Consider the following 14,070-nt stretch of genomic DNA (forward strand, 5'->3'; position numbering starts at 1 on the left):
GCCATTGGATGAAATCCAATAAAAGGCTGAATTTGGCGACCGTTTAGCTTATCTCATTGGACAAAATCCAGGGGGAGGAGTAAATGTAGTCGCATTTTGAGAGCTTTTATAAGAACGTATTGGATTTCGTCCAATGTAAAGCAAAGTTTGGTTAACAAAAGGGTACTCTCATTGGATTTGATCCAACATGAGTCAACCCTTCGAAGCAACGTTAGCTCAAAGTCAATCAAATGGAAGAGAATGGCATGAAAAAGATTGACAGTTAGATATCCTTTTGCGAAAATGAGAATGATTATCATGATCGTTTACGTGAATTGCGTAGCCGAATAGATCTTATATTTGTATGTTGAGGCAATTTGTATGTTGAAGGAATAGTCTAACCAAATTGGAGGCACAAGCACGATGAATACTATGCAAAATGAGAAATTAGGCGCAATCAGCGAACTGATTAAAGACAGACGTTCTGTCCGCGCATTTAAAAGCGATCCCATCGACACGGACCTTATAACTGAGCTGCTTAATGTAGCGGTATGGGCGCCAACACATGGCCTAAGGGAGCCTTGGAGGTTCATTTTATACAAAGGCGAGGCGCGTAAGCCGCTTGCTGAAGCTATGATCCGCACTTACACGGCGGAGGAGAAAGAAAGGCTCGCTGCGCAGAAACTGGACTATTTCATGCAAATCCCTGCCCATCTCGTTGTTGTTATGAACGAAGATCCAAGGCAGAAACAGTGGGAAGAAGATTTCGCCTGCGTTTGCTGCTTGATACAGAATTTTCAACTGGCTGCATGGGAAGCGGGGATTGGCGTTGTTTGGAAAACGAACCCGTTTATTCACAGTCCGAACTTCCGTGAGGCGGTAGGTGTTAAGCCAGGGGAGAAAATTGTAGGCTTGCTGCATATCGGGTACCCGGAGCAAGTACCGGCTGTGAGGCCGCGGACCGATGCAAGAGAGAAGCTGATTATTAAAGAGTCGGTATAGAAAAGCAAAAAACCTCACGGTTTCCCGTGAGGTTTTTTTATGGTGCTTATTCAGCATCCTGATAGCCATCTTTGATTAAATCCAGTCTTCCCGTTTGCGGGTCAATAATCAACCCGTGAACCGGTAAGTTTTTGGGAAGCAGCGGATGATTGCGAATAATATTTACGCTTTTCTCGATCCCTTCACGAGCATGGTCAAAGCCTATCAACCAGCTGGACAAATCGATACCGGAATGGCCGAGCGTTGTGATAACATCGTCGGAAATACCGCGTTTTTTGGCGCTTGCGATCACCTTGTCCGAATTCAGCCCCGTCATCCCGCAATCGTAATGGCCGATTACGAATACTTCATCTGCATCTAGCTCATAAACAGCTACAATGATACTGCGCATAATACTGCCAAATGGGTGGGAGACAATGGCTCCGGCATTTTTGATGATTTTGGCATCACCGTTGTGCAAATTCATCGCCTTAGGCAATAGTTCGACTAAACGCGTATCCATACATGTTAGAACAACCATTTTTTTGTCTGGAAACTTCGTAGTTAGAAATTCTTTGTATTCCTCTTTTGCAACAAATTGTTCATTGTAATTCAAAATTTCACTAATCAAAGACATGGTTTCTCCTCCAGGTAAGTTATTGTGCTGCTTATATGTTCCATGCAGCTTTATCTTTTGTCGACCAAGCTCATACCCGCATTGTAAATCTGATTATTACTCTTCAGTATATAGGATTTATTTCCTTCAGAAAAGTCAATTTTCATATTAGCTTCATAAAAAATTTCATCCTTGCTGTTATAAATCAGCTTAAAAGAATTGGTTTCGGCAGTTAAATCCTGTTGACTTTCTTCAGAAACCAGCCAGAGCGTCGGCACTCCGTTAACGGAACAACCGCATCCTTCTGTATCAAAAACAAGCTTCAACTGGGCGTCACCTTGGCCCATATATGGGGTTAATCGCTCAATTGCTGAATCAGTAAATGTAATTTTCATGGATGTCATCTCCTCACAATGTTGTTTGACAATGAATTTAACTCGCATTAAAAATAATGGCTAGTCATTATTTTAACACAAGTTCAATAAATTTGATTCTGTGGAAGGGACGAAGTATGATGAAAATAGAAATTGATGGGAGGAGTTTTGAAGCATGAGTGTGCAAACTGCCACAGCCAAGCTAGAATCGTTCAAAGCCTATGTTCGTAAAATGAAGCAGTACGAGGAGGCCATCGCCCTAATTTATTGGGATATGCGGACTGGCGCCCCGAAAAAGGGGATTGGAACACGCTCTGAAGTAGTCGGAGAGCTCTCCACCGAAGTATTCCGGATGTCCACTTCTGATGAAATGGGCGAATATGTTGCTTTTTTCACGCAGTCTGCTGAGCTTGAACAGCTGGATGCCATTTCGAGAAAGATGGTTGAAGAGTGCAAAAAAGAATATGACCGCTCCAAAAAGATACCTGCCGAGAAATATCAAGCCTATGTCGTGCTGACATCGCAAGCTGAATCCGCTTGGGAAGATGCCAAGCACAATTCCGATTGGGATTCGTTCCAGCCGTATTTGGAGAAAATTGTGGCGACAACCCAAGAGTTTATTGAACTATGGGGATATGAAGGACATAAATATAACACGCTCCTCGATATGTATGAACCTGGCATGACGGTTGAGAAGCTGGATGAGGTCTTCGGGGCATTGCGCGAAAAAGCCGTTCCCTTGCTGCAGCGTATCCAGGCGTCACCGAATCAACCGGATCGCTCTTTCCTGGATCAACAATTTGAGATCAGCAAACAGAAACAGTTTTCACTATCCATTTTGAAGCAAATGCAGTACGATTTCGAAGCTGGCCGGTTGGACGAAACGGTGCATCCGTTCGCGACGGCGCTGAATCCAGGAGATGTGCGGATTACAACGCGCTATTTGCCTAACGATATCACTTCCGCATTATTCGGAACGATTCATGAAGGCGGACATGCGCTATATGAGCAGAACATTTCCGACGATTTGGTAGGCACTAACCTGTGCACCGGAACCTCCATGGGGATTCACGAATCACAGTCCCGTTTCTGGGAAAATGTGATTGGCCGCAGCAAAGCGTTCTGGGACAGATACTATGGTGAACTGCAAACGACGTTCTCTCCGCAGATCGATCAAGTGGATGTCGATACGTTTTATAAGGCGATTAACCATATTGAACCATCGCTAATCCGTATTGAAGCGGATGAACTGACGTACAACTTACATATTATGATCCGTTATGAGCTGGAAAAAGGGCTGTTTAACGGAACCATCGCGGTAGCGGATCTGCCTGCGGCTTGGAATGCCAAATATGAAGAATATTTGGGCGTAACGCCGGCAAATAATGGCAAGGGCGTGCTGCAAGACGTGCACTGGTCAGGGGGAGCATTCGGGTACTTCCCATCCTACGCGCTCGGCAACATGTATGCCGCACAATTTACGCAAACTTTACGTAAAGAGCTGCCGGCTTTCGAAAACCTGATCGCCGAAGGCAATCTGTCGCCGATTAAGGAATGGCTCACAGAGAAAGTATATAAGCATGGAAAACTGCTGACGCCAAACGAAATTATTCGCCAAGTAACGGGCGAAGAGTTGAACCCCGAATATTTGGTTCAGTATTTGGAAGAAAAGTATAAGTCGGTATACGGCATATAAAACCATAAGAGCAGCATCCTTCGGCAGTGACAACTGTCTTGGGGTGCTGTTTTTTGTGCTGCAACAAACAATTTAACCAAAAGTTTCCATTAACCGTCTTCTGGGCTCCTGCATAGGATAGATTACTACTTTAGCGGAGGGACGTCGTATGAAGATTCGGAAAAAATGGGGAGTGGCTTTATCCGTGGTCTTGCTGCTCAGCAGCATCGTGTCGGCTTGCGGAACGAAAAGCACGGAAACAACCAAGGTTCGCATTGGCGAAGTAACGCGATCATTATTTTATGCACCACAGTATGTGGCGCTGTCACAGGGCTTTTTCAAGGATGAAGGCCTTGATGTAGAGCTTACAACAACACCTGGCGGCGACAAAACCATGACGGCTTTGCTCTCTAATGCCATCGATGTGGCGCTGGTTGGCTCGGAAACGTCCATTTATGTGTCGCAGCAAGGTTCAGATGATCCTGTTATTAATTTTGCACAATTAACGCAAACGGACGGGACTTTCCTCGTGGCTCGCAAGAAAGTGGATCAGTTTGATTGGAATTCACTCAAAGGATCTGTATTCCTCGGCCAAAGAAAAGGCGGAATGCCACAGATGGCAGGGGAGTTCACGCTCAAAAAGCACAACATCGACCCTCAGAAAGATCTGCAGCTGATTCAAAACATCGATTTTGCGAACATTGCTTCGGCTTATTCGTCGGGAACCGGGGAATATGTGCAGTTGTTTGAACCACAGGCATCAATTGTTGAGAAAGAAGGAAAAGGATTCGTCCTGGCTTCCTTTGGCGTCGAGAGCGGTCACCTGCCGTACACGGTATTTATGACCAAACAAAGCTTCATCAAGCAAAATCCGGGTACGGTTCAAAAGTTCACGAATGCGATCCAACGTGCACAGCTATGGGTTGCGGCGAAAAGTGTAGATGAAATCACGAATGCCGTTTTGCCTTATTTTAAAGATATCGATGTTGAAATCGTAAAAAGTGTTGTTAAACGTTACAAAGATCAAGGTTCGTTTGCCACAGACGGCATCGTCGATGAACAGGAATGGAACAATTTGCTCGATGTCATGACTTCTGCAGGCGAGTTGAAGGAAAAAGTGGCTTGGAAAACGCTGGTGAACAACACATTTGCTGAGAAAGCCAAATCAACTGTAAAACCTTAAGAAGAACGTGGGAAGGCAATGAAGGGCGAGAGGGGGGTACGAACATGGATTCAGCTGTGACGGTTCAAAATGTAACTCAAGTTTACGTGACCGAAGAGAGGGCGACACTTGCTGTGCAGGGGATCGATTTTGCGGTAGCGCGCGGCGAATTTGTAAGTCTCATCGGTCCAAGCGGCTGTGGGAAGACGACTCTCTTGTCGATCATTGCCGGCCTGATTCGGCCGACCGTAGGCACCGTGACGGTTGCTGGGAACGCAGTGAACGGTCCATCGACAAGGGTCGGTTACATGCTGCAGCAGGATTATCTGTTCCCTTGGCGGACGATTGAAGATAATGCCTGCATGGGATTAGAGATTGCAGGTGTTTTGACCAAAGAGAAGAAGCAAAACGTGCTTCACTTGCTGGAAGAGATGGGGCTGTACAGCTTCAAGGATTATTATCCTTCTCAGCTTTCCGGGGGGATGCGCCAGCGGGTCGCTTTGGTCCGCACACTTGCTACCGAGCCCGAGCTGCTGCTGTTGGATGAACCGTTCTCTGCACTTGATTACCAGACGAAGCTTCAGCTGGAAGATTTGGTGGTGGAAACACTGCAAGCCAAGAAGAAAACAGCGCTCCTTGTAACGCATGACATTTCTGAGGCCATTGCGATGAGTGACCGCATTATTGTCCTGGATCCTAACCCGGGGCGGATACGGCAGGAATTCCGTATTCCAGATGAAATTCGCACATCAGTCCCATTTGAAGCAAGAGAATTGCCAGGGTTCCATGCACTCTTTCGATTGATTTGGCAGGAGTTTGGAGGGCATGAGGCATGATAGAAAATCAACGCCAATCGGCTAAACATATAGCAACAGAAGATTCACTTACTAAAAAGGTTCATGAGCGGTTCGCTCAAGCAAAAAAGAAGGAAACGAAGCAAGTAAGGCTTGTTCAACTCATTATTCTACTTGTGTTTTTTGCTCTGTGGGAAGTCGCGGCCCGGTTAAAATGGATTGATGTGCTCCTGTTCAGCTACCCAACAAAGGTATTTAAGCTGCTCTGGGATAAATTGCTGGACGGAAGCCTGCTTCCTCATGTGGGTGTCACGGTTGTCGAGACAATCATAGGTTTTGTGCTGGGCACATTATTCGGCACTGCCTTGGCTGTCATCATTTGGTGGTCACCGTTTCTTTCCAGGGTACTTGACCCCTATATCGTCGTTTTAAATAGTATGCCGAAGGTTGCATTAGGGCCTCTTTTTATCGTTGGATTGGGTCCAGGATTGCTTTCGATCATTGCGACGACCCTTTCAATTACTGTCATTATCACTACGCTTGTTGTTTATGGCAGCTTCAAAGAGGTTGATCAGAATTACGTGAAAGTAGTGTCCTTATTCGGGGGTACGAAGAGAACAGTATTTCAAAAAGTTATTCTACCCGCATCGTTTCCTGCGATTGTCTCGACTTTGAAAGTAAATGTAGGCTTAGCGTGGATCGGTGTCATTGTAGGGGAATTTCTAGTCTCTCAAATGGGTCTCGGATATTTAATCATATACGGCTTTCAAGTTTTTAATTTTACATTGGTTATCTCAACGTTGTTCGTTATTGCGATTGTAGCGACTTTCATGTACCAGATCGTATCCAATTTAGAAAAAAGATTGACAAAACATCGGTAATACTTGCCACTTTGTAATCAAAATGAAATAATGGAGCCCATAGTACAACCAGTAAAGAGGTGAAACGCTATGGGCTTTCGCGTGCTCAAAACGGCCATTGCGGTGGGGATAGCGATGTATCTTGCTCATCTATTCGGGATCAAAACGCCGGCCGCCGCAGGGCTGTTAGCTATTCTCGGAATAGAAGTAACGAAGAAAAAAGGAATAGAAAGTTCATTGCACCGCATAGCTTCCTCTATGCTCGCACTGCTGATGGGCTGCCTGTTATTCAGGTTCTTGGGTTTTCATATTTGGGTCGTCGTTTTATTCATTCTGTTCGTATTTCCGGTCCTGCATCGCATGCGGATTTCAGAGGGAGCCGTGACCGGAGCCGTTGTTTTGCTTCATCTTTATGCGTATGAGGATGATAGCTGGGCAGCCATATGGAACGAAATCATTTTACTTCTTATCGGATTAGGCGTTGCTACACTTATCAATATTGCTTACATGCCAAAGGCGGATAAAGCAATGGCGGACCAGAAAAGAAGAGTAGAGGACTTATTTTCAATCATTTTTATGAATATGGCCAAGCATCTGCGGGATAATTCCATCGTTTGGGATGGAAAGGAGCTTCTGGAGGTCAGTGAACAAATTGATCTGGGTGCCGCGCTCGCCAAACGCTCGTTAGATAATACGCTTCTTTTCGGAGGAGAACCCTACTGGCGGGTTTATTTCTATATGAGGGGTGAGCAGCTGGAGTCGGTGAATCGGATGCTCGTTTTGGTCGCGCAGGTGTATCAGGCTTTACCGCAAGGAGAACTGCTCGCAAAGATTCTTGAAGATATTAGCCAATCTGTGAAGGAAGACTATTATACAGGCGAAGCGGAGAAAGAATTGCAAGAGCTGGATGCCCGTTATAAACAGATGAGCCTGCCGGAAAGCCGCGAGGAATTCGAGGTTCGATCCGCGATTTTACAGCTAAACAGAGAGCTGAAGATCTATTTGTCGATTGCCAAAAAGCAAAAAAAACACCGCGTGGGGGCGGGTTGACTCTAACAGATATTCCTATTTTTAAACAGCAAAAATAATATAAAATAATTGTCACTCTAGACTACTGTCCTGCATACACTTGTAATGAATGATTGTATGGAGGAGGTTGAAAGGATGTCATTAGATAAAGATTTGCAAAGCAGAGAGATCATTACTAAAGCTGTCTGCGGTAAAGGTCGCAAATTTTCACATGTAAGTCATACCGTGACTCCGCCCTTTTCTCCGACCAGTATATTGGGCGCTTGGATTATTAATAACCAATTCGAGGCGATCCAATCTGGAGAGGGCGTAGAGGTAGTTGGTACTTATGATATCAACATCTGGTATTCTTACGATCGCAACACGAAAACAGACGTAGCAAAAGAAACCGTTTCTTATGTAGAAGTCGTCGGTCTAAGCTATCTGGACAAAAAACATAAGCCAACGACAGCTGAAGTATCCGCTGTCGCAACGCAAGAGCCAAACTGTGTGGAAGCCAGTATCGCTACAAGCGGCGACAGCGTAGTGATTCGGGTTGAGCGCGAGTTCCAAGTCGAGCTCACTGCCGAAACGAAAGTGTTTGTCATTGTGAGCCCGTATGGTCCGGGAGATTTCGATGACAAACATGTGGACTTCGATGATAGCGGCGATGGAGATTTCGAGGATCTCGATGCCGAACTTCTTGAAGATGATCTGGATTAATGAACCCTATACGCCAGTGTATGCTGGCGTAGCAGGTTCGGCAGAGGGCATTTGCCCTCTTTTTTGTTTTATAGACATATTTGGGCTTAACGAGAAGGGGCAATCTCGATGGAATCATTTTTACTGCATGCACAGGAGAAAGAAGCGCTGGAGCTGGCTGATCTTATTCAAATTCCGAGCGGTACGAAACTTCCGGATGATTGGCAAGGACGGACCATTATACACTGGGGAGCCGCTCATGATGAATGGCCACAGAAGCAGGCGCTGCAGCCAATTCGCGCAATTCTGAGAGCAAAGGCAAGCGCCAAGCGCGACGAGCAGCTGGCCATGCATGGGTTGAAGACCTTAGCGTCACTGAAGAAACGCGGTTTGATGAAGGATGCCCCGCTGACGTTCACCCACAAATATAAAGTGGCTGTCTTTCACTTACAAACGCTTATTGTTTACGAGAAAAAAGAAACGCTGCTCCTGTCTGAGAAAACGCTGTTTAACCAGCGGCAAGCAAACGCAAGCTCCGCCTACATAGAAGTCCTGCCGGACCGAGCCAGCTTTCATGTGCGCCGAGCAAGCCGTGAGGCGGTAAAAGCCATTTATGCCCTAGGTTTGGATTATGGATTGGTTACAATTGGGGTATTGACCTCTGGGCATACCGTTGTTCTGGATGTAGATCCGGTACCTAAGCTCAATAGTAAGCTGGCGCAGTTGTTCGCACAGGCCATTGACCGGTATGAGCTCTCACTTTCGAAGGAGACGCTGCGCAAGGAGCGGGTTATGCTCGGGACCGATCCCGAGTTCCTGCTCCTGAGCCCGCAAGGCGAAGTCGTCTTCGCGGACCGCTTCCTGACACGGAAAGGCGATGTCGGCTGCGATGCCATCGTGCTCAGCGGGCACCGCCTGATCCTGCCGCTGGCGGAGCTGCGACCGCAGCCCAGCGCAGACCCGCGCGAGCTGGCGAGGAACCTGCTGTCTACGATGCAGCTCGCCGCGCGGTCCATCCCTGACGAGAGCCTGGCGTGGCTCTCGGGCGGCATGCCGGTGGGGGGTTACCCCCTCGGCGGACATATCCACTTCAGCCGCTGCTGGCTGAATGCCCATCTTCTGCGCGCGCTCGATAACTACCTCGCGCTGCCTTTGATCTTGATCGAGGGCGACACAACGGTCCAGCGTCGCCCCAGGTACGGTTTTCTCGGCGACTTCCGCAAAAAGTCGCACGGAGGCTTCGAGTACCGCACGCTGCCGAGCTGGATGCATTCGCCTTTGATTACGCGCGGTGTTTTCGCGCTTGCGGCGCTTATAGCGGATAATTACTGGCTGCTTGCAAGGCAGCCGCTGCAGGAGCTGGACATTCAAGCGGCTTATTATAGCGGAGATAAGCAGCGGCTTTACAGTGTGGTTGCCAAGCTTTGGCAGGATCTAGAGCAGTTGAAGGGTTATGAGGTGCACGCAGCCGTTCTTGACCGCTTCCGCAAGCGAATTTTATCCATGAAACCTTGGGATGAGAGAGAAGACATTCGCAAAGCTTGGAAAATTGCTCCGTACAACCGTAAAGAAGCAATTGAAGAAGGAATCATGTTATAATAGATTATCTATACAAAGATGGAAGATTGGCTAACGCTAGAGGCTCGTAGATCCGAATGTGCCCTGTCCAACAGGCAGGCTGTATTCGGGCGAGCGGGCCTTTAGCGGTTACTGCTTTTTAATATTTTGCCTGTCTATGAAAAGGGAATTAGTAGTTTCATAGTGTTTGATTAATGAATAACGTGATTGGTTGGAGGAACGCAAGGTGGCCCAATATACGCCGATGATTCAGCAGTACTTGGCCGTGAAGGCGCAGGTCCCGGATGCATTTTTGTTTTTTCGTCTGGGGGATTTTTATGAAATGTTTTTTGAAGATGCCATCAACGCTTCCCGTGAGCTGGAAATCACCTTAACTGGAAGAGAAGGCGGCGCAGACGAGAAAATTCCGATGTGCGGCGTGCCTCATCACTCGGCTGAGAATTATATGTCTCGTTTGATCGAGAAGGGCTACAAAGTAGCGATTTGCGAACAGGTCGAAGATCCTGCTGAGGCCAAAGGCGTTGTCCGTCGCGAAATTGTGAGGATTGTGACGCCGGGTACGGTCATGGACAGCAAGCTTTTAGGGGAATCCAGCAACAATTACATTGTTTCTCTGGTAAGCCGCGAAGCAGGGTATGCCTTTACGGCATGCGATATTTCAACCGGCGAGTTATATACGACGAAATTGGCTCCTTCCTGGGAGCTCGTAGTAGATGAGCTTAATGTGTACAACCCGTCCGAGATTATTACGGATGCGGCTTTATTAACGACAATTCGCGAGTCCGGCGTTACTTGGGGACGGAGCACGGTATTAACCGAGTGGACGCAGTCGGACGAGAAGCTGCTCGACGAGCATTTTGCTGAAGACTCCGCGCTTTTCGGTTTATCGGCACTTAATCGTAACGGCGTGGCTTTACTGCTTGCTTATTTGAAAGAAACGCAGAAACGCGCCCTTACTCACGTGAAACATATAAGGGTCTATGAACCTGATCAATTTATGACGATGGACCCTTTCACACGGAGAAATCTTGAACTCGTAGAAACAGTCCGAGAACGCGCAAAAAAGGGCTCCTTGCTTTGGCTGCTCGACAAAACCGTAACGGCAATGGGTGCACGGATGCTGCGCCGCTGGATCGAGAAGCCGCTCATGAGCGTTTCGCGCATTGAAGAGCGTCTGGAAGCTGTCGACTTGCTTTACAATCAGCTCATCGTACGTGATGACGTGAAGCAAGCGTTGAAGGAAGTCTACGATTTGGAGCGTCTTGTAGCGCGTATTTCGTATGGCAATGCGAATGCCCGCGACATGGTCGCTTTGAAGCATTCCTTGCAGCAGGTGCCTTTGCTGCAGGAAGTTTGCGCACAATCCGGTTCTGCAACGCTGCGAAAGCTTGTTGAGAATATGGATGTTTGCGACGATGTGATGTCCTGGATTTCGAACGCGATTGTTGACGAGCCACCGGTATCCATTCGGGATGGCGGAATGATCCGTGAAGGCTATCAGCCTTACCTGGATCAACTACGTGAGGCAAGCACCAACGGGAAGCAGTGGATTGCGGAGCTGGAGCGCCAGGAGCGGGAAGCGACGGGCATTAAATCGCTCAAGATCGGCTACAACAAAGTGTTCGGTTACTTCATTGAGGTGACCAAAGCGAACATGTCGGCGCTGCAAGAAGGGCGCTATGAACGCAAACAAACACTGGCGAACGCGGAGCGTTACGTCACGCCGGAGTTGAAAGAGAAAGAAGCGCTCATTCTGGAAGCGCAGGATAAAATGATTGATCTGGAACATGAGCTGTTCACGGAGCTTCGCGACCGGATTTCCCAGCATATTTCCAGATTGCAAAAGCTGGCGGAGGTGATTGCGACCGCCGACGTCTACCAATCGCTGGCCGCTGTCAGCGCGGCGCAGCATTTCCGCAAGCCGGAAATCGGCGATGGCTTCGATCTCCAGATTGAAGAAGGCCGCCACCCTGTCGTAGAGGCGGTCATCCAAGACGGCTCGTTCATCGCGAACGATACGCGCCTTGAAGATGAGCAAGGCCGCATCCTGCTCATTACAGGCCCGAACATGGCCGGTAAGAGTACATACATGCGGCAAGTCGCCGTCATCTGCCTGATGGCGCAGATCGGCTGTTTCGTTCCTGCAAGGTCCGCGCGCATTCCGGTTACGGACCGGATCTTCACGAGAATCGGAGCGGCGGATGACTTGATCGGCGGGCAGAGTACGTTCATGGTCGAGATGATGGACATCCAAGTGATGACGGAGAAAGCGACAAGCAAGAGCCTTGTCATCATTGATGAACTCGGACGCGGCACTTCAACAGGAGAAGGCATGGCGATTGCGCAGGCCGTTATCGAGTTCTTGCATGACCGTATCGGCTGCAAGACGCTTGTATCGACCCACTTCCATGAGCTTGCGCATCTGGAAGAAAGCCTCCGCCATCTGCGCAATCATTGCATGGCGGTCAAGGAAAGCGGCAGGCAGGTAACCTTCCTGCGCAAGCTCATTCCTGGGGCAGCAAGTACGAGTTACGGCATCTATTGTGCCGAAATCGCCGGGCTGCCGGATACGATCATTCAGCGCTCCTACGAGCTGCTGAATGGCTTTGAAGAGCGGGCGGCAGGCTCTGCCCAGGTCGCCGCCGCTGTGGCGGACGTTGTTCCTGTGTCCGCTCCGATTCAGCAGCTGTCCCTCTTCGAGGAGGACAGCGCAGCGGCTGTGTCCGGCAAGAAGAAGCCGGACACCAAGTCTCAGCTGGTGATTGATCAGCTGAAAGGGATAGATTTAATCAATATGACGCCACTGCAGGCGCTGAATTTGGTCTATGAATGGAAACAAAAGCTGCAATAATACGGATGGCATTCATCTATTCATTTTATAAAACTCAAGGAGAGACGCACATGAAAAATCAACCTAGATTGAAAAAAATGAAGGTAACCTTTGCTCTCGTCTCTGCTTTAATGGCCGTATTGCCTGCTAGCGCCGCATTAGCCCAAGAAGATTTGCAAACCATGCAAGTCAGAGAAATTATCGGGAAAATGCATGTGAGCGGGGTAACGGAGGAAGCCTTAGCCGGTCAAAGTATTAAACAAATGATCGATGGATTAAAAGATCCTTACACCGTTTTCTTTAGTAAAGAAGAGTTTGGCCAGTTCTCCAGTTTTTTGGAAAATAATTATGTTGGTATGGGTGCACGCATTGGAATTGACGAAAAAGGCGTATACTTAACGGAAATTTTTGCGGGTTCAGCTGCCGAAATCGCTGGTTTGCAGCGGGATGACTACATCCGTGCGGTAGACGGTGTACCTGCCTCGACAACGTCCATCGATGAAGTGCGCAACAAAATCATCGGTGTGGAAGGCTCGAAAGTAAAGATAACGGTGGCTCGCGGAGAGAAGGAATTGACCGTTGAGCTTACACGCAAAGGGGTTAACGTCCCTGAAGTGTACAGCCACAGCTTTACGAATGGGGTAGGATACATCCAAATTACAGATTTCTCCAGCGATGCGGATGAGGATTTTGATACACAGCTTGCCGCACTTCAAGCCAAAGGTTTGAAATCTTTGATTCTGGATGTACGCAATAACCCCGGAGGCCTTGTAGACACGGCGCAGAACATTGCCAAGCATTTCGTGAAAGACGGCGTGCTCATTCATACGAGAGACCGCAATGGCGTGGATGATCCCGTATTGATTCAAGGCGGGAGCGAGCTGTCGATTCCTGTTTATATTTTAGCCAATGAGAACAGTGCCAGCGCATCGGAAGTGCTTTCAGGCGCTTTACAGGATTATAATGTTGCGAAAGTAATCGGTATGCAAACTTATGGCAAAGGAAGCGTACAGCAGCTGTATCAGCTAGATAACGACAGCGCATTGAAAGTGACGATTGAAGAGTACTTGACACCGAACAAACGGAAAGTGAACAAAGTCGGCATTACGCCCGATGTGAAGGTAGATGGACCAGCCGCGCAATTCATTACAGCCTTGCACACAGCAGGCATCCCTGATGTTCAAGTTGACATCTCCAATCATTTGGTGACGTTCAATGGGGTTGAAGTTAGCAGCGGTTTCGGAAACTTCCATGAAAATGGCAAATTGTTTGCGACTTCTCGCGGATTGGCAGCCTTAGTCGGGGCGAACATTACTTGGAATGAAGCGAACCATACCGTCGATATTTCCGACAGCAAAGGGACTCATGCCATTCCGGTTGAGGATGACAAGTTAATCATCGAAAATGGTACAAGCTATGTGAATGTTGACCTGTTCGCGCAATATTTCCCGCAACTGCAAGTGAAAGAGCAAGGAGATCATGTTTCCATCCGAGCTGTAAAGGGGAACTAA

Annotated in this window: 12 protein-coding genes; 10 read left to right on the forward strand and 2 right to left on the reverse strand. The window is 48.0% G+C overall.

What is annotated here, in order from left to right; all coding sequences use genetic code 11:
* The first annotated feature begins 402 nt into the window (after window positions 1–402).
* The gene (locus ACKTT9_RS15500) at window positions 403–981 is read left to right on the forward strand and encodes a nitroreductase (protein WP_407872252.1); all 579 of its coding nucleotides are present in this window, start codon (window positions 403–405) and stop codon (window positions 979–981) included.
* A gap of 46 nt (window positions 982–1,027) precedes the next feature.
* Here ACKTT9_RS15500 and ACKTT9_RS15505 read toward each other — a convergent pair whose 3' ends face one another.
* Both ACKTT9_RS15505 and ACKTT9_RS15510 read right to left on the reverse strand, forming a co-directional pair.
* Window positions 1,028–1,597 (reverse strand): beta-class carbonic anhydrase, encoded by a 570-nt coding sequence (locus ACKTT9_RS15505; RefSeq protein ID WP_407872253.1) that lies wholly within the window; start codon window positions 1,595–1,597, stop codon window positions 1,028–1,030.
* Window positions 1,598–1,647: 50 nt separating this feature from the next.
* A complete protein-coding gene (locus ACKTT9_RS15510; protein WP_407872254.1) occupies window positions 1,648–1,971 on the reverse strand; it encodes an iron-sulfur cluster biosynthesis family protein in 324 nt (107 codons plus the stop codon).
* A gap of 154 nt (window positions 1,972–2,125) precedes the next feature.
* Here ACKTT9_RS15510 and ACKTT9_RS15515 point away from each other — a divergent pair, with 154 nt between their 5' ends.
* The 9 genes from ACKTT9_RS15515 to ACKTT9_RS15555 all read left to right on the forward strand — a co-directional run bounded on the left by ACKTT9_RS15515 (window position 2,126) and on the right by ACKTT9_RS15555 (window position 14,070).
* Entirely contained in the window at window positions 2,126–3,646 is a 1,521-nt protein-coding gene (locus ACKTT9_RS15515; protein ID WP_407872255.1) for a carboxypeptidase M32, read from the forward strand.
* Window positions 3,647–3,794: 148 nt separating this feature from the next.
* Window positions 3,795–4,808 (forward strand): ABC transporter substrate-binding protein, encoded by a 1,014-nt coding sequence (locus ACKTT9_RS15520; RefSeq protein WP_157324668.1) that lies wholly within the window; start codon window positions 3,795–3,797, stop codon window positions 4,806–4,808.
* A gap of 44 nt (window positions 4,809–4,852) precedes the next feature.
* Window positions 4,853–5,623, forward strand: coding sequence for an ABC transporter ATP-binding protein (locus ACKTT9_RS15525; protein ID WP_407872256.1), 771 nt, complete (start codon window positions 4,853–4,855; stop codon window positions 5,621–5,623).
* Window positions 5,620–6,462, forward strand: a complete 843-nt coding sequence (locus tag ACKTT9_RS15530) for an ABC transporter permease (RefSeq protein WP_407872257.1) — start codon at window positions 5,620–5,622, stop codon at window positions 6,460–6,462. Before ACKTT9_RS15525 ends, ACKTT9_RS15530 begins: the two co-directional genes overlap by 4 nt.
* Window positions 6,463–6,531: 69 nt before the next feature.
* Window positions 6,532–7,491: an aromatic acid exporter family protein gene (locus tag ACKTT9_RS15535; RefSeq protein ID WP_407872258.1), complete on the forward strand. Its 960-nt coding sequence runs from the start codon at window positions 6,532–6,534 to the stop codon at window positions 7,489–7,491.
* 114 nt (window positions 7,492–7,605) lie between these two features.
* Complete coding sequence (gene cotE / locus ACKTT9_RS15540; protein ID WP_127451622.1) at window positions 7,606–8,172, forward strand: outer spore coat protein CotE; 567 nt, start codon at window positions 7,606–7,608, stop codon at window positions 8,170–8,172.
* Between the two features lie 108 nt (window positions 8,173–8,280).
* The gene (locus tag ACKTT9_RS15545) at window positions 8,281–9,750 is read left to right on the forward strand and encodes a putative amidoligase domain-containing protein (RefSeq protein WP_407872259.1); all 1,470 of its coding nucleotides are present in this window, start codon (window positions 8,281–8,283) and stop codon (window positions 9,748–9,750) included.
* Between the two features lie 205 nt (window positions 9,751–9,955).
* Window positions 9,956–12,580 (forward strand): DNA mismatch repair protein MutS, encoded by a 2,625-nt coding sequence (gene mutS / locus ACKTT9_RS15550; protein ID WP_407872260.1) that lies wholly within the window; start codon window positions 9,956–9,958, stop codon window positions 12,578–12,580.
* Window positions 12,581–12,630: 50 nt separating this feature from the next.
* Window positions 12,631–14,070, forward strand: a complete 1,440-nt coding sequence (locus tag ACKTT9_RS15555; protein ID WP_407872261.1) for a S41 family peptidase — start codon at window positions 12,631–12,633, stop codon at window positions 14,068–14,070.

This window comes from Paenibacillus sp. P36 (assembly GCF_045866505.1).
In the GTDB taxonomy this organism is placed as follows: Bacteria; Bacillota; Bacilli; order Paenibacillales; family NBRC-103111; genus Paenibacillus_E; species Paenibacillus_E chondroitinus.

Bases quoted from the DNA above. Each gene is read 5' to 3' on its own strand.
- ACKTT9_RS15500 (WP_407872252.1), top strand. From the start codon at position 403: ATGAATACTATGCAAAATGAGAAATTAGGCGCAATCAGCGAACTGATT.
- ACKTT9_RS15505 (WP_407872253.1), bottom strand. From the start codon at position 1,597: ATGTCTTTGATTAGTGAAATTTTGAATTACAATGAACAATTTGTTGCA.
- ACKTT9_RS15510 (WP_407872254.1), bottom strand. From the start codon at position 1,971: ATGAAAATTACATTTACTGATTCAGCAATTGAGCGATTAACCCCATAT.
- ACKTT9_RS15515 (WP_407872255.1), top strand. From the start codon at position 2,126: ATGAGTGTGCAAACTGCCACAGCCAAGCTAGAATCGTTCAAAGCCTAT.
- ACKTT9_RS15520 (WP_157324668.1), top strand. From the start codon at position 3,795: ATGAAGATTCGGAAAAAATGGGGAGTGGCTTTATCCGTGGTCTTGCTG.
- ACKTT9_RS15525 (WP_407872256.1), top strand. From the start codon at position 4,853: ATGGATTCAGCTGTGACGGTTCAAAATGTAACTCAAGTTTACGTGACC.
- ACKTT9_RS15530 (WP_407872257.1), top strand. From the start codon at position 5,620: ATGATAGAAAATCAACGCCAATCGGCTAAACATATAGCAACAGAAGAT.
- ACKTT9_RS15535 (WP_407872258.1), top strand. From the start codon at position 6,532: ATGGGCTTTCGCGTGCTCAAAACGGCCATTGCGGTGGGGATAGCGATG.
- cotE (WP_127451622.1), top strand. From the start codon at position 7,606: ATGTCATTAGATAAAGATTTGCAAAGCAGAGAGATCATTACTAAAGCT.
- ACKTT9_RS15545 (WP_407872259.1), top strand. From the start codon at position 8,281: ATGGAATCATTTTTACTGCATGCACAGGAGAAAGAAGCGCTGGAGCTG.
- ACKTT9_RS15555 (WP_407872261.1), top strand. From the start codon at position 12,631: ATGAAAAATCAACCTAGATTGAAAAAAATGAAGGTAACCTTTGCTCTC.